The sequence below is a fragment of the Cytobacillus sp. FSL H8-0458 genome (assembly GCF_038002165.1).
Taxonomy (GTDB): Bacteria; Bacillota; Bacilli; order Bacillales; family Cytobacillaceae; genus Cytobacillus.
Genome location: NZ_JBBOBR010000002.1, coordinates 193,633 through 212,999, shown reverse-complemented (window position 1 = coordinate 212,999; position 19,367 = coordinate 193,633). Strand labels below are relative to the sequence as shown.

Sequence of the window (19,367 nt, the reverse complement as noted above, 5' to 3'; positions counted from 1 at the left end):
TTATCATTTCATCCTATCTCCTGTAAAGAATCCTGTTCTTTCCCATAAAGATCGTCCCAAAGTTCATAGATCTTCCTCCGGCCGTTTGCAATTTCAGGGTTGAATTGGATGGCAGCATTTTGACGGACTGTATGAATGTTTCTCAGTGCCTGTTCAAGCTTCTTGGTGATGTCAGTGCTGCCTTTTCCAGCGTATTTAGCAATCGAAATCCCTGCTGCTGTTCCCTGGGCCATGGCGATTTTTCCGCTTTCAATGCCAGTGATATTCCCGGCAACAAATAATCCTTCGAGCGGAGTTTCCATTTTTTCAGAATGAAGCGGAACATGTCCCCCAAGTTCTGGTACGTAATGGAATGGGCAGCCGGCAACTGCTGTAAGCTCTGCTAACGGATACAAGCCACCTGCGATACACACGAAATCTGCTTCGTATATTTTTTCCGTACCTTTGATTACGTTACCATTCGCATCAATATCTGCAGTGAGGACGCCTTCCACCTGATCCTTACCAAGAATTTCAAGTGCTGCTTTTCTTAGCTGCAATGGTGTTCCATTCACCTTCACGCCGCTTTTAGGGTAAAATTTCATTCCTAATTTGCGGAAACCTCTATTTTTCATAAAGCGGCTGCCGAAACGCAAGATTGGTGACGGGGCAAGATGGGCCGCATTTAGAAGTGACTTCAAGACTTCCTCTGGTTCTCCGGCATTTTGGCTAAGCGGACTCTTTTCAGGCAGCACAATATGTTCCACATTAATTCCGGCTAATTGGAGCTCGTTTAAAATTGCAAATGCTAGAATGTTTGCACCAATAATGATGCCTTTTTTCCCAACCTCGACCCGATGAACATTCGTCATGACCTGAGCAGCCCCGATGGACATAACACCTGGAAGAGTCCAGCCTGGCACAGGAATTGGGAACTCAGCTGCACCAGTTGCTACCAGTATATAAGGAGCTATCAGTGTTCCTGTATTAGTATGAACATTCCAGCAATCCTTATCTTTTTCAAGGTTATATACAGAAACGCCGCAGCGGATATCTACTGATAGTTTCAGTGCTTCGTTGTGCAGACGAGTTGATTCTTTTATTCCATTCCACCATTCTCCAGATGGTTCTTGGTGCAATTGGCCGATTAATCTTCCGCCTGGTCTGACAAATTCATCAATGACGGTTACTTTTAAGCCATACTCAGCACAGGCTATGGCACCAGCTAAACCGGCTGGCCCAGCTCCAATTACGATTACATCTGTCATTGATTCTCCACCATCCTTTTAACTAGATTAGGATGATGCTTTCCTCTTTCAACAGCCATTTTTTCCTTCACAACCGTTAAACAGGCTCTTATATTGGCCTGCCCATTAACATGTACACGGCATTCCATACAGTGGCCGATATTGCAATAAAACCCTCTTGGTGTTCCACTCTCCTCATGAACCCGCAGTGTTCTCACACCGTTTGCCAGCAGAGCTGCCGCGATTGTTTCAGTTTCATATGCTTCATATTCTTTTCCATCAAAGGTGAATGGAATCTTTTTTCTATCATCTAATTTGCCTAAAACCGGATGATCTATAATTCTAGCCATTATTATCACCTGCCGTTCCAAAAGTTACAGGGCGAATTGGAGGCTGATATTTTAAGGGAATTTCACCTTCGCCTGTATTAGGGACGATACTTTCAATAATCCGATCGACCATGACCCTGCAAGTGCGTCCTCCACAAAATCCCATTCCAGCTCTTGTTCTAAGCTTCAATTCCCTGGATGTACACTGATGTTCTTTTGCAGTTGCGAAAACCTGCCCATAGGTAACCTCTTCACAGCGGCAGATCACAAGTGCCTCATTGTTACTCATTTGGAAATCCTCCTCTTCAGGTATATGCAAAAATACAATGCAAAAATCGTACCAACTTTGAAGCCTGGATATTAAATCAGCTTAAGCCAAGACGTTTGAGACGATTGTAAAGAGTCGCTCGGGTGATTCCCAGTTTTTTCGAGCATTCTAATTTATTGCCGCCGGTTAATGCCAATGCTTTTTCGAGCACTTGCTTTTCATGCCGATCCATTTCTTCCTGAAGCGGCACAATGCCCGTTTTTATTTCTATGCTGTTTTCCTGAAGATCCATATCAGATGCAGCTGGGTAGCTCATTGCTGAGTGGAATGGCAAATATTCTTTTCGAATGACTCCATCTGTTGCAAAAACAACCAGCCGTTCAACCACATTACGCAGTTCCCGAACATTGCCCGGCCAATCATATTGAAGCATTTCCTGCATAACTTCCTGTGAAAAATGATGGATCGGCCGCTGATAGCGCAGTGAAAAATCATTTAAAAAGTAATGAATGAGTTCAACGATATCCTCACAGCGTTCTTTTAACGGAGGGATTTTTAAACTGACAACATTCAGCCGATAATATAAATCCTCCCGAAATTGGCCTTCGTTTATTAATTCTTTTAAATCCCTATTGGTTGCAGCAATTACCCGGAAATTTGCTTCAATCTCTTTTTCACCGCCAACCTTGTAATATTTTCTTTCTTGAAGCACACGAAGCATCTTGACCTGCATTTCCAAAGGCATTTCGCCAATTTCATCCAGGAAAAGAGTTCCCCCTCTAGCAAGCTCAATTTTTCCTTTTTTTCCTCTATGATCTGCACCCGAAAAGGCCCCGCGTTCATAGCCAAATAATTCGCTTTCAAATAATGAAGCTGGAATAGCACCGCAATTAATTGATATAAATGGTGCTTCAGGTCCTTCAGTTGCCTCATGAATGGATTTGGCAAAGACCTCCTTGCCGACTCCGCTTTCTCCTAAAATCAATACAGTTGACCGGACAGAGCACACCTTTTTCGCCATTTCTACAGTCTTTTCCATCACCGCGCTTTTCCCTTTAATGTATCTAAAGGGATCTGAAGGTCTGTATTTCGCCATCTCCTGTTCTAAACGGTGAACCTCAGTCGACATATTAAATAATTTCTCATTAAGAACCACCTGGCTTGTCACATCAGTTTCCGATACAACAGCCCCGATAATTCGTCCATTAAAGTGAACAGGGTTTGAATTTATTAAGACAAATAGATCAGATCTTGGCTGGTGATGCTTTCCCCGGATTCTTTTTCCTTTGTACAAGGATTCCAGGATTTGCAGATTCTGATGTTCAAAGAATTCTATTATTGGTTTGCCCACAATCTCATCTTTTTTTACAGAGAAGATTTTTTCGGCTCCCTCTGTCCATGTGCGGACACGTTCATCAGCATCAATCACTGTGACTGAAGCGTCCGATGTATGGATGACAGCTTCATAGAAAGCCTTTAATTGGTTGTAGGAATCATGCAAAAAATCAATGATTTGTTCATTTGTGATGGAGCCGAGTACTTGACCGCTTGAATTTACAACGGCAACGGCTGCATGACGCTTGCAGGCATCAGCTAATGAAGCAAAGGTATCATCTAAATAAACACTGACTAAGGCACTTTCATTATCTGTGTTAAGACAGATGAAATTATTTTCAATTATTTCTTTGACTGAAGGTAATTCAAACATGACAGCCTCCTAGTGTGTAAATTTTCTTATACACTGTTTAATATTTTATACACTATTTTATCAAATTTTTTGACAATTAAGAACAAAACAAAAAAATCTCTGTTTGGGCTAGAAGGATAATTATTAGAAGATTCTTATTTCTGAGTAAGGTTATAAAAGTTGGCATGTTATTTGCATTAAAAAATGATGTAACAAGACGAAGGGAAGTTGGTTTTGTGAGAAATCATTGTGACGTTCTGGTTATAGGCGGGGGAATCATAGGCTGTGCAATTGCCTATTATACTTCTAAATCAGGAAGAAATGTAACAGTTATCGAAAAAGGTGAATTTGTCAGTGGCACGTCATCCCGCTGTGACGGGAATATTTTAGCTATCGATAAAGATCCTGGCTTTGATAGTCAAATGTCACTTGTCAGTCAGAAGTTAGTAGATGAATTAAGCAGAGATTTGAAGCAGCCTTTTGAATATCGTGCACCTGGAAGCATCCTTGTCTGTGAGACAGAAGAAGAAATGGAAGCCGCACAAAAGTGGGTTGACCGGCAAAAGGAGGCCGGCTTGCCGTTCAGGATGCTGGACAGACAGGACATTCGCCAGGATTCAAAGTATTTTGCTGATGATTTATTAGGCGGCTTAGAATGTGCAACAGATTCAACTGTTAATCCATACCTTCTTGCCTTTAACCTTCTTGAGGGGGCAAAGGAGATGGGCGCTAAGGCCCATAAACAAACTGAGGTTACTGGAATGAGAAGGGAGCCGGACGGTACATTTACCGTTGAAACATCTAATGGCACTTTCACCGCGAACTATGTTATTAATGCTGCAGGTGTATGGGCTCCATATATCGGAGAGATGCTGGACTTGTCTATTCCAATTAAACCAAGAAAAGGCCACATAATTGTCGCATCACGCCAGGAATTTGTAGGACCGAGAAAAGTGATGGAATTTGGCTACTTAATATCAAAATTTGGCGGCAGGCGCCAGGTTGACCCCATTACTGAAAAATACGGAGTAGCCCTTGTTTTTGAACCAACTGAAAGTCAAAACTTCCTGATTGGAAGCAGCCGGGAATTTGTTGGGTTTAATACAAAGATCAACAATGAAATTATTAAATGCATTGCCAATCGGGCCATTCGATTTTATCCGAAAATGGCTGACATGATGGTCATACGTTCCTATGCTGGTTTGCGGCCCTGGACGGAGGATCACTTGCCAATTGTGTCAGAAGTAGAGGGGATTCCAAACTATTATATTGCAGCAGGTCATGAGGGAGACGGAATTAGCCTTGCCGCTGTTACTGGAAAAGTAATAGAGGAAATGCTTAATGAAAAGGAAACTTGCATCCCAATTGAGCCGCTGAGATTTTCTCGATTTAAGGAAAGGGTGAGTACCTGATGAAAGCAAATCGAGTTTTTACAACCATTGATACACACACGGGCGGAAACCCCACGAGGACATTGATTAGTGGACTCCCAGAGCTAAAAGGAGCGACAATGTCCGAAAAAATGCTTCATATGCAAAAGGAATATGACTGGATCCGCAAGCTCCTGATGAATGAACCAAGAGGACATGACGTCATGTCAGGAGTACTCTTGACAGATCCATGTCATCCGGAAGCAGATATCGGTGTTATATATATCGAAACCGGCGGATATTTGCCAATGTGCGGACATGACACAATCGGTGTTTGTACAGCATTGGTTGAAGCGGGGCTAATACCTGTTCTAGAGCCAGTAACTGCGATAAAAATTGATACACCAGCCGGCCTTGTTAAGGCAGAGATTAAGGTAGAGAACGGAAAAGCAAAAGAGGTTTCCTTCTGTAATGTCCCGGCCTTCCTGTTAAAGAGTGTCTCTGTTGATGTTGAGGGAATTGGAATCGTTGAGGCAGATATTGCTTATGGAGGCAACTTCTATGGAATCATTGATGCCCAATCTGTTGGATTAGAACTGACACCGGAGAATTCTTCAAAAATCATTGAAAAGGCTATCAAAATTAGAAATACAATTAACGAAAAAACGGATGTCGTTCATCCGCAATATCCATTTATTCGCAGTCTGACCCATATTGAGTTTTTCACTGAGCCAACCCATGAAGAAGCAGATGTGAAAAATACGGTTGTTGTCCCTCCTGGCGGGATTGATCGTTCACCATGCGGTACAGGCACTTCGGCTAAATTATCTGTCCTCTATTCCAAAAAGGAGATAGGTATTAATGAAGAATTTGTACATGAGAGTATTGTCGGCTCTTTATTCCGCGGAGAAATCCTTGAAACAGCAGATGTTCAGGGTGTAGAGGCTGTTATTACAAGAATCACTGGTTCAGCCTGGCTAATGGGAATGCACCGGTTCTTTTATAACGAGGAAGACCCGCTGAAAGAAGGCTTTTTACTTATTCCCCCAATGGAACATGAAATGGAGGATGTGAAATGAAAATTCAAAAGTCTTACACAGCAACTGATGTACACGTAGCAGGTGAGGCATATCGAATTATTAAGGATGGCCCACTTATTCATTATACAAGTATACAGGAGCTAAATGAGCAATTTCGGATTGCCTATGAGGAGGAAATTAATTTTCTTTTAAATGAGCCCCGCGGATTTGCTGGACTGATGGGTTGTCTGGTCGTTCCGCCTTTTATAAGCGAAGCCGATGCCGCTGTTGTTTTTTTCGACCATAACGGAACCGTTCCGATGCAATATGGCGGAATCACTGCTGTCATAACCGCATTGTTAGAGTGTGGCCAACTAAAGGCCAAGTCTTCAGGTGAATACAGACTTGAAACAATCAGCGGTGTTATTAGTGTCGCTGCAACTATGAAAGATGATGAAGTGAAATTAGTTAAATTAAAAAACGAGCCATGCCAGGTTGTGCAAACCAATGTGCCAGTGTCTTATTTAGATTTAAGGACAGAAGTATCTCTAGTCCAAGCCGATCATCTTTATGCGATTTTTGATAAAGCAGAGCTGCCTTTTGAGATTGAGATGGAGGACCTTCCAGTCATAAATCAATGGGGGCAAAAGGCGATTGAAGCCTTAGAAGGCAAACATGCCTTCAGCAGAGTGATCTTGATGGATCACTCGCAAAAAAATGAAGGCAAAATCAAAACGGTAACCTTCCGTCCGGATTGTTATATTGTGCGTTCTCCAGGATTTGGAACTCTAGCTGCCTGTTGCAGCTATTTAATAGAAAATGGGGATATACCTTCTGATAGCCCAATTGAAAATGAAAGCATTTTCAACGGCAAATTGACAGCCGAGCTTTCAGCACAATTTGCAGCAGGTTACGAGTTTAGTTTTTCAGCCCGGGGATTTATTACGGGTATGCAGACATATGTATTAGACCCGGCAGATCCATTATTCGCAGGGTTTTTATTAAAATAAGAAACTATTAAAAATAGGGAGGAAAATTAAAATGACTGCAATTAGAGGAGCTTATCCAGTATTAATTACACCAATGACACAGGAACAGGAAATTGATTGGGGCGGAGTAAAGAATAATGTCAATTACTTTGTCGATCAAGGTGTGGCAGGTATCGTCATCAATGGGAGTACTGGTGAATTTGTCAGTCTGTCAAGAGAAGAAAAATACCAGATGGTAGAAACTGTTATGAAGGAAGCAGGCGGCCGCATCCCTGTTATTGTGGGTACTGCCGCTGAAACAACAAGGGAAACAATCGAGTATATAAAGCAAGCTGAAGTACACGGAGCGGATGGTGCTCTAATCATTAACCCTTATTACATGAAGCCAAAGGAAAATGAAATCTACCATCATTTCAAAGAAGTATCTAGTAGTGTCAATCTTCCAATCATGCTTTATAACAACCCATTTACTTCTGGCGTTAATATGAGCGCAGATTTAATGCTTCAGATTGGCAGGGATTGTGAAAATGTGACTCACATTAAGGAATCAAGCGGTGAAATTGGCAAGGTAAGAGATCTTGCAAGAAAAGGAAAAGGAGACTTTGAAGTATTCTGCGGTGCTGAAGAGCTTGTAATGGAGTCTTACTTAGTTGGGGCAACTGGGTGGATTTCTGTTGCAGGAAATATCGTGCCAAAGCTGGTTACAGATATGTATAACCATTTCCAAAAAGGAGAGTTTGAAGAAGCTTGGTCCATCAATGATCGTATTTTACCACTGTGCGCGTTCCTTGAAGGATCTGGAAAGTATGTACAAATTGTGAAGAGAGCCATGGAATTGACTGGCCAGGCTGGCGGGCCTGCGCGGTACCCTCGTTTAGGCCTATCACCGGAGGAAGATCAAAAGCTAAAAGACCTGCTTGCAAGTTTAGAGACAGTAAAAAACTAAATTAGTGAAGGAGTGAGAACATGCAAGCGACAAATTACAATCTGAAACCAAAAGTTCAAGAATTCCTGGAAGGTGTGAAAGGATTATACATTAACGGTAACTATGTACCGGCGATTAGTGGTAAAACGTTTCCCGTCATTAATCCTGCAAACGAAGAGGTCATTGCAGAAGTAAGTGAAGCGCAAGAGGAAGATATTAACGCTGCGGTAGCTGCTGCAAGAAAAGCATTCGATGAAGGCGAATGGACAAAGATGGATGCCGCTGAACGCTCTCATCTAATCTATAAATTTGCGGATCTCTTAGAAGAAAATCGGGAAGAACTCGCTCAACTGGAATCATTGGATAACGGAAAGCCCTGCAGGGTTGCTTTGGCAGATGATGTTGACGGGACAATCCAGCATTTTAGATATTACGCAGGCTGGGCCACAAAAATATTTGGTAAGACAACTCAGGTTTCAAAGAATTATGTAACCTATACGGTACACGAACCGGTTGGGGTTGTAGGCCAAATTATTCCATGGAACTTCCCGCTCGCCATGGCTGCCTGGAAGCTCGGATCTGCACTTGCAGTCGGCTGTACGGTTGTGATTAAACCGGCAACTGAGACACCATTATCTCTTCTCTATGCAGGAAAGCTATTCAAAGAAGCAGGGTTTCCGGATGGTGTTGTGAATATTGTGCCGGGAACGGGCAGGATTGCGGGAGAAGCGATTACTGCACATAAAGATGTCGATAAAATAGCGTTCACAGGCTCAACGGCTGTCGGAAAAGAAGTAATGAAAAAAGCTGCAGATCAAATTAAAGGTGTTACGCTGGAGCTTGGCGGAAAATCGCCAGCCATTGTTTTAGAAGATGCTAATCTTGAGGAAGCAATTGAAGGGGTATTTAACGGAACGATGTACAATCATGGGCAAAACTGCAGTGCCTGTACACGTGTATTTGTCCAGAGAAACATATATGATCATGTAGTAAAAGCCTTAGCAGAACGGGCGAAAGCAATGAAGCTGGGGGATGGAATGAACCCCGAAACGGATATGGGCCCGCTTGTGTCAGCGAAACAGCATCAAACTGTTCTTAATTATATAGAACAAGGGAAGGAAGAAGGTGCGCGACTCGTGACAGGCGGCAATAAAGGATTTGAAAAAGGATATTTTGTACAGCCAACTATTTTTGCTGACGTACAGGATCATATGGTTATTGCACGTGAAGAAATCTTTGGTCCGGTCATGTCCATTTTCGTTTTTGATACGATTGATGAGGTCATTAAACGGGCGAACGATAGTGACTATGGTTTAGCTGCAAGTGTCTGGACAGAAAGTATGAAAAAGGGTCATTACATTGCAAGCAAGCTGCAATCAGGTACAGTCTGGATTAATGATTTTGGACTTGAATGGGAAACAATGCCTTTCGGCGGCTACAAACAATCAGGAATCGGCCGTGAAATGGGTGGAGAGTATGGACTGCAAAACTATACGGAAGTGAAAAGTGTATTTGTTAACATCAAGCATGATGAGTTTTTATAAGGACCAATGGGACAAACTGTGCACTGATTGATGGGAGTGGGACAGCGTTTTGTCCCATTCCGCCTGTATTTATCTGAATATTACTAATATTACAGATTTGAAGAGATGAAACTATCTATTTAAGTTTAAAAGGTGGGATAAGATGGAGGAATTAGTGAATAAAGCGTCGGGGATGGTTTGGAGTCTTGGATTGGTAGCTTTCGCGCTTGGTGCTGGATTGTTCTTTTCCATTATGACACGCTTTGTGCAATTCAGATATTTTAAGGAAATGATTAAACTTCTTTTTGAAAAGGGTAACCCGGAATCCGGTGTGTCCTCTTTCCAGGCGTTTTCAATGGCTTTAGCCGGCCGTGTCGGTATTGGAAATATCGCTGGGGTTGCTACTGCGATTGCATTTGGCGGTCCGGGAGCGGTTTTCTGGATGTGGATCATGGCTTTATTAGGTGGAGCAAGTGCCTTTATTGAATCCACTCTTGCTCAGATCTATAAAGTAAAAGATGGTAATCAATACCGGGGCGGAACTCCTTATTTTATTGAAAAAGGTTTAAATATGAAATGGTTCGCAGTGTTTGTGGCGATTGTTGTTACCCTCTGCTACGGAATTTTAGTTCCAGGTATTCAGGCCAATACGATTGCTGTTGGATTTGAAAATACCATTGGTCTCAATAAAAGCATTACTGGAATCATTCTTGTTGTATTACTTGGCATCATTATTTTTGGCGGCGTTAAGCGAATTGCCAATGTTGCGGAAAAAGTGGTCCCTTTTATGGCCTTAGGGTATGTCGTTATCACCTTCGTTCTTTTGCTTGCAAATGCAGCAGAAATTCCAGCAATGCTTTGGCTGATTATTTCCAGTGCATTTGGTGCAAACGAAATGTTTGGGGGTATTATCGGTGCAGCGATTGCATGGGGCGTTAAGAGAGCTGTATTCTCTAACGTTGCTGGTGTAGGGGAAGGAACTTATAGTTCAGCCGCAGCAGATGTATCCCATCCGGCAAAACAAGGTCTTGTTCAAGCGTTCTCTGTTTATATTGATACCATCATTGTTTGTACAGCTACTGCACTTATGATTTTAATTACCGGTATGTACAGCGTCACACCAGAAGGAAAGCAGCCAATTGTTGAAAATATCCAGGGTGTAGAAGCTGGACCAATGTGGACACAGGCGGCCGTTGAGAGCGTTATCCCTGGATTTGGCGGTTTGTTTGTTGCAATTGCTATCTTCTTCTTTGCCTTTACAACTCTGATGGCTTACTACTATATTTCTGAAACAACCCTTGTTTACCTTGGCAGAAAGAGAAAGCTAAAAGGGCTTAAAGCAGGCTTGATGATTGTTTTCTTAGGAATGATCTACTTGGGAAGTGTCGAAAATGCATCCCTATTATGGGCGCTCGGAGATTTTGGATTCGGAAGTATGGCCTGGCTAAACTTAGTCGCTATTCTATTCCTGACTAAAACTGCCTTAAAAGTATTTAAAGATTATGAAGAACAAAGGAAAGCAGGCATTGAACCAGTCTTCGATCCTGTTAAACTTGGCATTAAAGGTGCGGATTTCTGGGAGGAGAAAGCGAAAGAAAGGAATTCAAAAGGCAAGAAGGCAATATAAGAGAAATACAGCCGGAAACAGAGAACACATTCCATTTTCAATTCTAAAATTCTTATTGCACGTGGTGGCAGCCTCACTGCTAACTGCTGGAGCCCAAGTTGGGAACCGCCAGTCCTCCAGGCTGTCACCATGTTTATTTCAGCAGCTGGATCCCCAATCCTCACTTAAAGATGGGGCATAAAAAGGTACTCAGAAAAGCTTGATAGCTTAAACTCTTATAAATAAAAAGAGGTCTCCTCATTATATCCAGACGATTATTAGATTTCCTCAGCCAAATTGCCGCTTAATCTCCGAATTAAACACCATTACCGCTAAATCAACGCAATAACCCTTTAAAACATAACCGTGATAAGATTTCCAATAAAAAATTCAGCTTGGAAATAGTATTGTCATTTCTTCCCTTCTCCATAGGCTGGTTCGTGTGATATACTACTTTAGTTACTAACATTTATGGAGGATTTCATGAGTAAAGACTCTAAAGCTAGACACCAAAAGGGAAAGTTACTGTCATTTATCCCGAATGGTGAGTACTATTTTTCCAAAGGGATTAAGGCGTACCACCGCAGGGATTTTCATAAAGCGAAGAAATATTTAATGCGGGCTATGCAGCTTGAGCCGGGTGAACCGATGATTGTCTGCCAGCTTGCGATTGTTCATTCAGAAATGGGTGAGTATCAGGAATCGAATCAGCTGCTCCATATGATATTGGAAGAGCTTGATGAGGATATGTCGGAATGCCATTATTTCCTTGCCAACAACTATGCTCATATGGGCCTTTTCAAAGATGCTTACACGCATGCCAATACGTATCTGGATTTGGATCGGGACGGAGAGTTTACGGAAGATACAGAGGATCTGCTGGAGCTTCTTACGCTTGAAGCGGATGATTTGGATGACGAGCTGTACGAGCAGGATGATTTGATTACGAAGCAGGAACATGCACGGGAATTGCTGGAGTCCGGCCATTTTCCAAAAGCGGTTGAGATTCTGAACTCTGTAATTGATGAGTATCCGGAGTATTGGTCCGCATACAATAATTTGGCCCTGGCGTATTTTTACCTGGGAGAAGTGCAAAAGGCGTCAGATATTTTAGAGAAGGTACTGGAAGAAAATCCGGGCAATCTCCATGCGCTTTGCAACAAGCTGGTTTTTGCTTTTTACGAGCGGGATTTCCGGCAGGTGCGCCTGTTAAAAGAGGCCCTGAAAAAAATTAAGCCGCTTTCAGTTGAACACCAATTCAAGCTGGGTGCCACTTTCGCTCTGACCGGCGAGTATGAGGCTTCCTTTGCATGGCTTCGCAAGCTTCAGAAGAAAGGCTTTGAAGGGGATGGACCATTTTATTACTGGCTATCCTATTCCGCCTATTTCACAGGGCGTGAAGAGCTGGCGAAATCAGCATGGAAGAAGGCAATTGAAATCAATCCGGAAAAAGAAGGCTTCGAGCCATGGAACGATGAAAAAGTAACCAGCAGCGGCTTTGAAGACCATTACTCTTCCATATTGAAAAAGCTGGAAAGCGACTATATTGAAGAGCGGTTATTCGGCCTCTTCCTAACATCCGTATCCAGCAGAAGGGATGAAATACTCATCTCTGAAGCAATTGTACGAAACAATAAGTTTTCAGCTATGGAGAAGGATTATCTTTCTTACGTTAAAACTGAGCAGGAAGCGCCTGCCCAGGTTCAGGCTGCGCACGAAACAGCCCAGCTGTTTTATGAAAACTTCCACCCGATCGGCACGGTGGAAGCCGGACTTTATTTAATGTGGTTTACTATTTTTGCAGAATTGACAAATAACCGGCAGAATATTAAAAACAAAAATGCCTGGGCTGCAGCCATTGAGTATGTCTGGCATAAGCTTCGGAACGAAAAGGTTTCCCAGTCAAAGATTGCAGGAAGATACGGCATTTCTGCTTCGACGATGGGCAAATATGTAAAATCGGTGAACGACCGCCTTCAGTGAGCAGATATTTGGACGAAAGACGTGCCAATTTTATAGGATAACAGTAAGAAGGTCATACTATAATATGCGTACTTATAAAGCGTTTTATTAATTACTGGATTTCTGATTACTGAAGGAGTGGATCGCTGTGACTGAAGAAAAAATTTATGATGTCATTATTGCTGGTGCAGGACCGGCAGGGATGACTGCTGCTGTATATACTTCTCGTGCAAATTTATCTACTTTAATGATTGAGCGCGGTGTTCCGGGCGGACAAATGGCCAATACAGAAGAAGTGGAAAACTATCCTGGTTTTGACCATATTTTAGGGCCGGATTTATCCACCAAAATGTTCGACCATGCAAAGAAATTTGGCGCTGAATATGCATATGGAGATATTAAAGAAATCATTGATGGCGAAGAATATAAAACGGTTGTTGCCGGATCAAAACAATATAAAACACGCTCAGTCATTATTTCTACTGGTGCCGAGTACAAAAAGCTTGGCATTCCTGGTGAAAAAGAGCTTGGCGGACGCGGTGTCTCCTATTGTGCAGTCTGTGATGGAGCATTCTTTAAAGGCAAAGAGCTTGTGGTTGTCGGCGGCGGTGACTCTGCTGTTGAGGAAGGCGTATATTTGACGCGTTTCGCCTCTAAAGTGACAATCGTTCATAGACGGGATCAGCTTCGTGCGCAGGCGATTCTGCAGCAGCGTGCGTTCGACAATGACAAAATCGACTTTATCTGGAACACGACAGTGAAGGAAGTCAATGATAAGGACGGCAAGGTAGGCAGTGTGACGCTTGTTTCTGCTGAAACTGGCGAAGAAAGAGAATTCAAGGCAGATGGTGTATTCATCTATATCGGCATGGTTCCACTTTCAAAGCCATTTGAAAGCCTTGGCATCACGAACAGCAATGGCTACATCGAAACAAACGAAAGAATGGAAACAAAGGTGGAAGGCATTTTTGCAGCAGGAGATATCCGCGAAAAATCTCTTCGTCAAATAGTTACAGCTACAGGTGATGGGAGCATCGCTGCCCAAAGCGCCCAGCACTATGTGGAAGAATTAATGGAAAGCCTGAAAGCGAAGAATTAATTTTATTAGAAAAAAAAGCCACCGGTTGAAAAGATTTACAAAAAGTCATGTGGTTTTAATTCTTCTGTAACCTTGATGAAATAAAATTCGGGTAGTATAGGAATAGAAATTGACCCCCTTTTAAAGATATAATCCTTTTTAAAGCACAGGCCCATGCCTGTGCTCTTTTTTTGCGTAAATACAGTATGTTTTGAAGAAGTTTTTTAGAAATCTGTATTCATTGTGGCTCTAAGACAAAAATAGTATAATGAAATGAATAAGAAAAGTACGTTAGCCAGCCTTTACTTTAAAGCGATTACACGAAAAAGGCGGCAGCGGTATGATTTTGGAAATTAGAGGTGAAATGTGTTGCAGCGAGTCACGAACTGTGTGTTACTGAAAGACGATAAAGTATTGCTTTTACAAAAGCCTAGAAGAGGCTGGTGGGTGGCCCCGGGCGGAAAGATGGAGCCGGGTGAATCAGTGAGGGACTCCTGCATCCGTGAGTTCAGAGAGGAAACAGGCATCTATCTGCGCAATCCGAATATTAAGGGCATTTTTACGTTCATCATGAAGGATGGCGAAAAGGTTGTACAGGAGTGGATGATGTTTACTTTTCTGGCTACAGCTTCTGATGGGCTGAACCTGGATGAATCAGAGGAAGGCAAGCTTCGCTGGCATCCGTTTTCAGAGATAAAGAATTTGCCGATGGCTGCCGGTGATTCGCATATTTTGGAGTATATGATTCATGGCCAGGGAATGATTTATGGAACATTTACGTATACGCCGGATTTTGAATTGCTTAGTTACAGGCTGGATCCAAGCTGAATTTGACAGATACAGGGGGAAATAAAAATGAGTACGGGTGCAGTTAATGATACTCAAATGGTGATTATTACGGGTATGTCAGGGGCAGGGAAAACAGTAGCTATCCAAAGCTTTGAAGATCTTGGCTTCTTCTGTGTAGACAATTTGCCGCCGACGCTGCTTCCTAAATTCCTTGAACTTATGAAGGAATCCGGGAATAAGATGAATAAGGTGGCATTGGTGATGGATTTGCGCGGCCGAGAGTTTTTTGATCACCTGTTTAAAGCGCTCGATGAATTGTCGGAGACATCCTGGGTCTCTCCGCAGATTTTATATCTTGATGCGGATGATTCGACACTCGTCAGAAGATATAAAGAAACAAGACGATTCCATCCCCTTGCACCATCAGGATTGCCTCTTGAAGGCATCAAGCTTGAGCGGGAGCTGCTCGAGGAACTAAAAGGCAGGGCCCGGCTGATTTATAATACGTCACAAATGAAACCGAGGGAATTGCGCGAGAAAATTCTTACGGAATTCTCATTGAATAAAAAAACCATATTTACGGTTAACGTCATGTCTTTTGGCTTTAAGCATGGCATTCCCATTGATGCCGACCTGGTTTTCGATGTCCGGTTCCTTCCGAATCCCCATTATATTGAGCATATGAGGCCGAAGACAGGATTAGATGAAGAGGTATCAGGCTATGTGCTGAAATGGACTGAAACCAGTAAATTTCTTGAGAAGGTTACGGAGCTGCTGAGCTTTATGCTTCCGCATTATAAGCGGGAAGGGAAGGCTCAATTGGTGGTGGCAATTGGATGTACGGGAGGCCAGCACCGTTCGGTAGCGCTGACGGAATATATTGCAGACTACTTCAGCAAGGATTACAATACGGCAATTACCCACCGTGACATCGACAGGAGAAAGGAAAACATCAAATGAACCGACAGCCAAGAATCGTCATCATCGGCGGAGGAACGGGGCTGCCTGTCCTCTTAAGGGGACTGAAGCAGTACCCAGTTGATATTACTGCCATTGTGACAGTAGCCGATGATGGCGGCAGCTCAGGAAGATTGCGCAATGACCTTCATATCCCGCCGCCCGGAGACATCCGCAATGTGCTGGCTGCTCTTTCAGACGTAGAGCCGCTCATTGAGGAGATGTTCCAGCACCGCTTTGCGACATCAAATGAATTGTCCGGGCACTCGCTTGGCAATTTAATTCTCGCGGCAATGACCTCGATTACAGGAAACTTTGTTCATGCGATTCAGGAAATGAGCAAGGTGTTGAATGTAAGGGGAAAGGTGCTGCCGGCTGCAAACCAGAGTGTGGTCCTTCATGCTGAAATGGAAGACGGGACCATCGTATCGGGAGAATCAAAGATTCCTTATTCCGGCAAAAAAATTAAGCGGGTGTTTTTAACTCCTAAAAATATTAAAGCCCTGCCTGAATCACTGCAGGCAATCAGACAGGCTGATATGATCATTATTGGACCTGGAAGTTTATATACCAGTATTCTTCCGAATCTGCTTGTTCCTAAGCTGGGAAGGGAAGTCTGTCATTCGAAAGCCAAAAAGGTGTATATATGCAATTTAATGACACAGGCAGGCGAGACGCTCGATTATACAGCAAGCGATCATGTAAAAGCACTGTATGATCATATGAGCTGTGCTTTTATCAATACCATCCTGGTAAATAATGAAGAAATCCCTGCCCATATTCAGGAGCGGTACAGCGAGGAAATGGCAAGGCCTGTTGTGTATGATACAGGTGCTCTTGCGGAATTGGGCCTTGATATTATGCACGGTGAAATTGTCAGCCACGAAGGCGGGATCATTCGCCATGATACAAAAGAAGTTGCCCAAATGCTTTATAATTTAATTTTACATGAAACCAATAGGCGTTTTAACGCGTAATATAAAGATGTAAAAGGGCTTTTGACAGTAAAAAAATAAACTGTGCATACGTTTGCTCAGCGAAGAATATCTTTTTATATGTCTCTGGCTTAGCACTTTTACGGATAGGGGGTGAAGGGATGTCTTTCGCTTCGGAAACGAAAAAAGAATTGACGAACCTGGAATTAAAAGACTGCTGCGGCAAAGCGGAATTGTCCGCCTTGATCCGGATGAATGGTTCACTTTCTTTTTCCAGCCGGAAATTGATCGTAGATATTCAGACGGAGAATGCAGCCATTGCAAGAAGGATTTACACACTGATTAAAAGGAATTACAGCGTTCAGGTCGAGCTGCTGGTCCGGAAAAAAATGCGGCTGAAGAAGAACAATGTATATATTGTCAGGCTGTCGGAACAGGCCAGCATGATTCTTGATGACCTGAAAATTTTAAGTGAGGGATTCGTATTTACACACGATATCTCCAAAGAGCTCATAAAAAAGAAATGCTGTAAGCGTTCTTATCTGCGCGGTGCATTCCTTGCCGGGGGATCGGTTAATAATCCGGAAACCTCTTCCTATCATCTCGAGATCGCTTCACTTTACAAGGAGCATAACGACTCCCTTTGTGAACTGATGAATACGTTCGGGCTGAACAGCAAAACGCTTGAACGGAAAAAAGGCTATATCACGTACTTAAAGGAAGCCGAAAAAATAACGGAGTTCCTGAATATTATCGGGGCACATGCATCCCTGCTCCGATTTGAAGACATCCGGATTGTTCGTGATATGAGAAACTCGGTCAATAGACTCGTGAATTGTGAAACAGCGAACTTAAACAAAACAATCGGGGCGGCCTTGCGTCAAGTGGAGAATATCCGGTTTATTGACCAGACTGTCGGGCTTCAGGTTCTGCCTGACAAACTGAGGGAAATAGCTGAATTGCGTGTAGCATACCAGGATGTCACCTTAAAGGAGCTTGGGGAAATGGTCTCAGGCGGAAATATCAGCAAATCAGGCATTAATCACCGATTAAGAAAAATAGATGAAATCGCTGAGAAACTCAGAGCAGGAGCACCATAGATGCTCGCTGACAGAGGCATCAGCAGGGAGGAGATATACAATGGCAGAAAAACAGGTAGAAGTTAAGCTGAAGACAGGATTGCAGGCCCGTCCGGCAGCATTGTTTGTACAAGAGGCCAATCGGTTCTCATCGGATATTTTCCTGGAGAAGGATGGAAAGAAGGTAAATGCGAAAAGCATTATGGGGCTAATGAGCCTGGCCGTAAGCTCAGGATCAGTCATTACCCTGAAGGCTGAGGGGAACGACGAAAACGAAGCTCTCGAAGCGCTGGCAAATTATATTCAGAAGGAAAACTAAAACAACTCGCATCGGGAAGATGCGAGTTGTTTTTTATGTCTTTTAATTATCCTTCTTCTCATCTAGAGAGTTTCTGGAAATAATTTGGTCAACCAAACCGTATTCAAGAGCTCGTTCAGCTGTCATAAAGTTATCGCGGTCTGTGTCTTTTGCAATCACTTCAAGCGGCTGTCCAGTACGCTCTGAAAGGATCGTGTTTAATTTTTCGCGTAGGAAAAGAATGCGCTTTGCAGCGATTTCAATTTCAGTCGCCTGTCCCTGTGCACCGCCAAGTGGCTGGTGAATCATAACCTCAGCGTTTGGAAGAGCAAAACGCTTTCCTTTTTCACCTGCTGCAAGAAGGAATGCACCCATGGATGCAGCCATACCGATACAAATGGTTTGCACCTTTGGCTTGATGAATTGCATCGTATCATAAATAGCCATACCAGCTGTAATGCTTCCGCCCGGGCTATTAATGTAAATGGAAATGTCCTTTTCAGGGTTTTCTGCTTCAAGGAATAACAGCTGGGCAACAATGGAGTTTGCCACATTATCATCAATTGCGCTTCCGAGCATAATGATGCGGTCTTTTAAAAGGCGGGAATAAATATCATAAGCGCGCTCCCCGCGATTTGTTTGTTCAATAACTGTAGGGATTAAGTTCATTTTCCAATTCCTCCTTCAAGATAAGGTCAACATACATGATGAACAAGCATGTTCTTCCAAGTAAAGAAAATTTTTTAACTCCTATGTATTATCATGATACACTGATGGTCAATTAAGGTCAAACGAATCGCATGGAAATAGCCCCTGATTCGTTCGACACTTTTTTCTATGCTGAGCTATCTCATTCCATGATACCCATTGTTTCGATTTTTAAAACTAAAAGGAGGCTTGCAAAGTGAATAAACATAGCATATAATTAGTTATCGTAGCGGCTGAGCGCTTGGTCAGCTAATTAATTTGATCTATGCCCTCGTGGTGCAACGGATAGCACGTGAGATTCCGGTTCTTAAGATGTGGGTTCGATTCCTGCCGAGGGCGCTGCCAAAACTCCTTGTCTGATATGGACAGGGAGTTTTTACTTTTTATGCTATCCGCAAATAAATCCAGCCTATACGTACATAAAAAAATTTATCCGAAAGTAAATGGGCCTTATCCGCAAATAAAATTCCTCTGTTCGCAAATAAAATCTGAAAAACTTCCTAAATTTAAGCCTGAAGTTAAAAAAATCCTAGTAAATCCGCAGGTTTCACCATGAAAAATGAATATTCTTCCCTCTGCCATGCATATTGTGAAGTATTCAGAAAGAATGCCGGTGCGA

The 19,367-nt window shown here is 42.8% G+C and carries 18 protein-coding genes and 1 tRNA gene; 14 read left to right on the top strand and 5 right to left on the bottom strand.

The features are described 5' to 3' along the window. Window positions 1-8: 8 nt before the first annotated feature. From NYE23_RS22415 to NYE23_RS22400, 4 genes are all read right to left on the bottom strand, one after another. On the bottom strand, window positions 9-1,247 hold the full coding sequence (locus tag NYE23_RS22415; protein ID WP_341081260.1) for an NAD(P)/FAD-dependent oxidoreductase: 1,239 nt from the start codon (window positions 1,245-1,247) through the stop codon (window positions 9-11). Then, window positions 1,244-1,576 (bottom strand): (2Fe-2S)-binding protein, encoded by a 333-nt coding sequence (locus tag NYE23_RS22410; protein ID WP_076258977.1) that lies wholly within the window; start codon window positions 1,574-1,576, stop codon window positions 1,244-1,246. The genes NYE23_RS22415 and NYE23_RS22410 overlap by 4 nt, the downstream gene beginning before the upstream one ends. Next, a complete protein-coding gene (locus NYE23_RS22405; RefSeq protein ID WP_061793390.1) occupies window positions 1,569-1,844 on the bottom strand; it encodes a (2Fe-2S)-binding protein in 276 nt (91 codons plus the stop codon). Before NYE23_RS22405 ends, NYE23_RS22410 begins: the two co-directional genes overlap by 8 nt. A 76-nt stretch (window positions 1,845-1,920) precedes the next feature. Next, the gene (locus NYE23_RS22400) at window positions 1,921-3,531 is read right to left on the bottom strand and encodes a sigma-54 interaction domain-containing protein (RefSeq protein WP_341081257.1); all 1,611 of its coding nucleotides are present in this window, start codon (window positions 3,529-3,531) and stop codon (window positions 1,921-1,923) included. A 164-nt stretch (window positions 3,532-3,695) separates the two neighbouring features. On the opposite strand from NYE23_RS22400, the gene NYE23_RS22395 reads away from it, so the two are divergent. From NYE23_RS22395 to NYE23_RS22335, 13 genes are all read left to right on the top strand, one after another. Beyond that, the gene (locus tag NYE23_RS22395; RefSeq protein WP_076258971.1) at window positions 3,696-4,922 is read left to right on the top strand and encodes an NAD(P)/FAD-dependent oxidoreductase; all 1,227 of its coding nucleotides are present in this window, start codon (window positions 3,696-3,698) and stop codon (window positions 4,920-4,922) included. Continuing rightward, window positions 4,922-5,959, top strand: coding sequence for a proline racemase family protein (locus tag NYE23_RS22390; protein ID WP_341081253.1), 1,038 nt, complete (start codon window positions 4,922-4,924; stop codon window positions 5,957-5,959). Before NYE23_RS22395 ends, NYE23_RS22390 begins: the two co-directional genes overlap by 1 nt. Further along, window positions 5,956-6,909: a proline racemase family protein gene (locus tag NYE23_RS22385; RefSeq protein ID WP_341081250.1), complete on the top strand. Its 954-nt coding sequence runs from the start codon at window positions 5,956-5,958 to the stop codon at window positions 6,907-6,909. Before NYE23_RS22390 ends, NYE23_RS22385 begins: the two co-directional genes overlap by 4 nt. 31 nt (window positions 6,910-6,940) lie before the next feature. Continuing rightward, entirely contained in the window at window positions 6,941-7,834 is an 894-nt protein-coding gene (gene dapA / locus NYE23_RS22380; RefSeq protein ID WP_341081248.1) for a 4-hydroxy-tetrahydrodipicolinate synthase, read from the top strand. Window positions 7,835-7,854: 20 nt separating this feature from the next. Then, window positions 7,855-9,357: an aldehyde dehydrogenase family protein gene (locus NYE23_RS22375; protein WP_341081246.1), complete on the top strand. Its 1,503-nt coding sequence runs from the start codon at window positions 7,855-7,857 to the stop codon at window positions 9,355-9,357. A gap of 142 nt (window positions 9,358-9,499) precedes the next feature. Then, complete coding sequence (locus NYE23_RS22370) at window positions 9,500-10,963, top strand: alanine/glycine:cation symporter family protein (protein WP_341081244.1); 1,464 nt, start codon at window positions 9,500-9,502, stop codon at window positions 10,961-10,963. A gap of 462 nt (window positions 10,964-11,425) precedes the next feature. Then, window positions 11,426-12,925: a tetratricopeptide repeat protein gene (locus tag NYE23_RS22365; protein ID WP_341081241.1), complete on the top strand. Its 1,500-nt coding sequence runs from the start codon at window positions 11,426-11,428 to the stop codon at window positions 12,923-12,925. A gap of 127 nt (window positions 12,926-13,052) precedes the next feature. Further along, a complete protein-coding gene (trxB, locus tag NYE23_RS22360; protein WP_341081239.1) occupies window positions 13,053-14,003 on the top strand; it encodes a thioredoxin-disulfide reductase in 951 nt (316 codons plus the stop codon). A 348-nt stretch (window positions 14,004-14,351) separates the two neighbouring features. After that, on the top strand, window positions 14,352-14,810 hold the full coding sequence (locus tag NYE23_RS22355; RefSeq protein ID WP_035329286.1) for an 8-oxo-dGTP diphosphatase: 459 nt from the start codon (window positions 14,352-14,354) through the stop codon (window positions 14,808-14,810). A 27-nt stretch (window positions 14,811-14,837) separates the two neighbouring features. Beyond that, window positions 14,838-15,731: an RNase adapter RapZ gene (gene rapZ / locus NYE23_RS22350; RefSeq protein ID WP_341081235.1), complete on the top strand. Its 894-nt coding sequence runs from the start codon at window positions 14,838-14,840 to the stop codon at window positions 15,729-15,731. Further along, window positions 15,728-16,705 carry a gluconeogenesis factor YvcK family protein gene (locus NYE23_RS22345; RefSeq protein ID WP_341081233.1) on the top strand — a complete coding sequence of 326 codons (978 nt, stop codon included), beginning with the start codon at window positions 15,728-15,730 and terminating at the stop codon, window positions 16,703-16,705. Before rapZ ends, NYE23_RS22345 begins: the two co-directional genes overlap by 4 nt. Before the next feature lie 119 nt (window positions 16,706-16,824). Continuing rightward, on the top strand, window positions 16,825-17,763 hold the full coding sequence (whiA, locus tag NYE23_RS22340) for a DNA-binding protein WhiA (RefSeq protein WP_341081230.1): 939 nt from the start codon (window positions 16,825-16,827) through the stop codon (window positions 17,761-17,763). Between the two features lie 40 nt (window positions 17,764-17,803). Continuing rightward, window positions 17,804-18,061 (top strand): HPr family phosphocarrier protein, encoded by a 258-nt coding sequence (locus NYE23_RS22335; protein ID WP_009331822.1) that lies wholly within the window; start codon window positions 17,804-17,806, stop codon window positions 18,059-18,061. 42 nt (window positions 18,062-18,103) lie between these two features. Here the strand turns inward: NYE23_RS22335 and clpP are convergent, their stop codons facing one another. Further along, window positions 18,104-18,709 (bottom strand): ATP-dependent Clp endopeptidase proteolytic subunit ClpP, encoded by a 606-nt coding sequence (gene clpP / locus NYE23_RS22330; RefSeq protein WP_341081228.1) that lies wholly within the window; start codon window positions 18,707-18,709, stop codon window positions 18,104-18,106. A 306-nt stretch (window positions 18,710-19,015) separates the two neighbouring features. Here clpP and NYE23_RS22325 point away from each other — a divergent pair. Continuing rightward, window positions 19,016-19,087, top strand: a tRNA-Arg gene (locus NYE23_RS22325). Window positions 19,088-19,367: the final 280 nt, after the last annotated feature.

What these genes read in the sequence shown, in the direction of transcription:
- NYE23_RS22400 (WP_341081257.1), bottom strand. Translation starts at nt 3,531, where the DNA reads ATGTTTGAATTACCTTCAGTCAAAGAAATAATTGAAAATAATTTCATC.
- NYE23_RS22410 (WP_076258977.1), bottom strand. Translation starts at nt 1,576, where the DNA reads ATGGCTAGAATTATAGATCATCCGGTTTTAGGCAAATTAGATGATAGA.
- NYE23_RS22415 (WP_341081260.1), bottom strand. Translation starts at nt 1,247, where the DNA reads ATGACAGATGTAATCGTAATTGGAGCTGGGCCAGCCGGTTTAGCTGGT.
- NYE23_RS22370 (WP_341081244.1), top strand. Translation starts at nt 9,500, where the DNA reads ATGGAGGAATTAGTGAATAAAGCGTCGGGGATGGTTTGGAGTCTTGGA.
- clpP (WP_341081228.1), bottom strand. Translation starts at nt 18,709, where the DNA reads ATGAACTTAATCCCTACAGTTATTGAACAAACAAATCGCGGGGAGCGC.
- NYE23_RS22365 (WP_341081241.1), top strand. Translation starts at nt 11,426, where the DNA reads ATGAGTAAAGACTCTAAAGCTAGACACCAAAAGGGAAAGTTACTGTCA.
- NYE23_RS22405 (WP_061793390.1), bottom strand. Translation starts at nt 1,844, where the DNA reads ATGAGTAACAATGAGGCACTTGTGATCTGCCGCTGTGAAGAGGTTACC.
- rapZ (WP_341081235.1), top strand. Translation starts at nt 14,838, where the DNA reads ATGAGTACGGGTGCAGTTAATGATACTCAAATGGTGATTATTACGGGT.
- NYE23_RS22335 (WP_009331822.1), top strand. Translation starts at nt 17,804, where the DNA reads ATGGCAGAAAAACAGGTAGAAGTTAAGCTGAAGACAGGATTGCAGGCC.
- NYE23_RS22395 (WP_076258971.1), top strand. Translation starts at nt 3,696, where the DNA reads ATGTTATTTGCATTAAAAAATGATGTAACAAGACGAAGGGAAGTTGGT.
- dapA (WP_341081248.1), top strand. Translation starts at nt 6,941, where the DNA reads ATGACTGCAATTAGAGGAGCTTATCCAGTATTAATTACACCAATGACA.
- whiA (WP_341081230.1), top strand. Translation starts at nt 16,825, where the DNA reads ATGTCTTTCGCTTCGGAAACGAAAAAAGAATTGACGAACCTGGAATTA.
- NYE23_RS22375 (WP_341081246.1), top strand. Translation starts at nt 7,855, where the DNA reads ATGCAAGCGACAAATTACAATCTGAAACCAAAAGTTCAAGAATTCCTG.
- NYE23_RS22345 (WP_341081233.1), top strand. Translation starts at nt 15,728, where the DNA reads ATGAACCGACAGCCAAGAATCGTCATCATCGGCGGAGGAACGGGGCTG.
- NYE23_RS22390 (WP_341081253.1), top strand. Translation starts at nt 4,922, where the DNA reads ATGAAAGCAAATCGAGTTTTTACAACCATTGATACACACACGGGCGGA.
- NYE23_RS22385 (WP_341081250.1), top strand. Translation starts at nt 5,956, where the DNA reads ATGAAAATTCAAAAGTCTTACACAGCAACTGATGTACACGTAGCAGGT.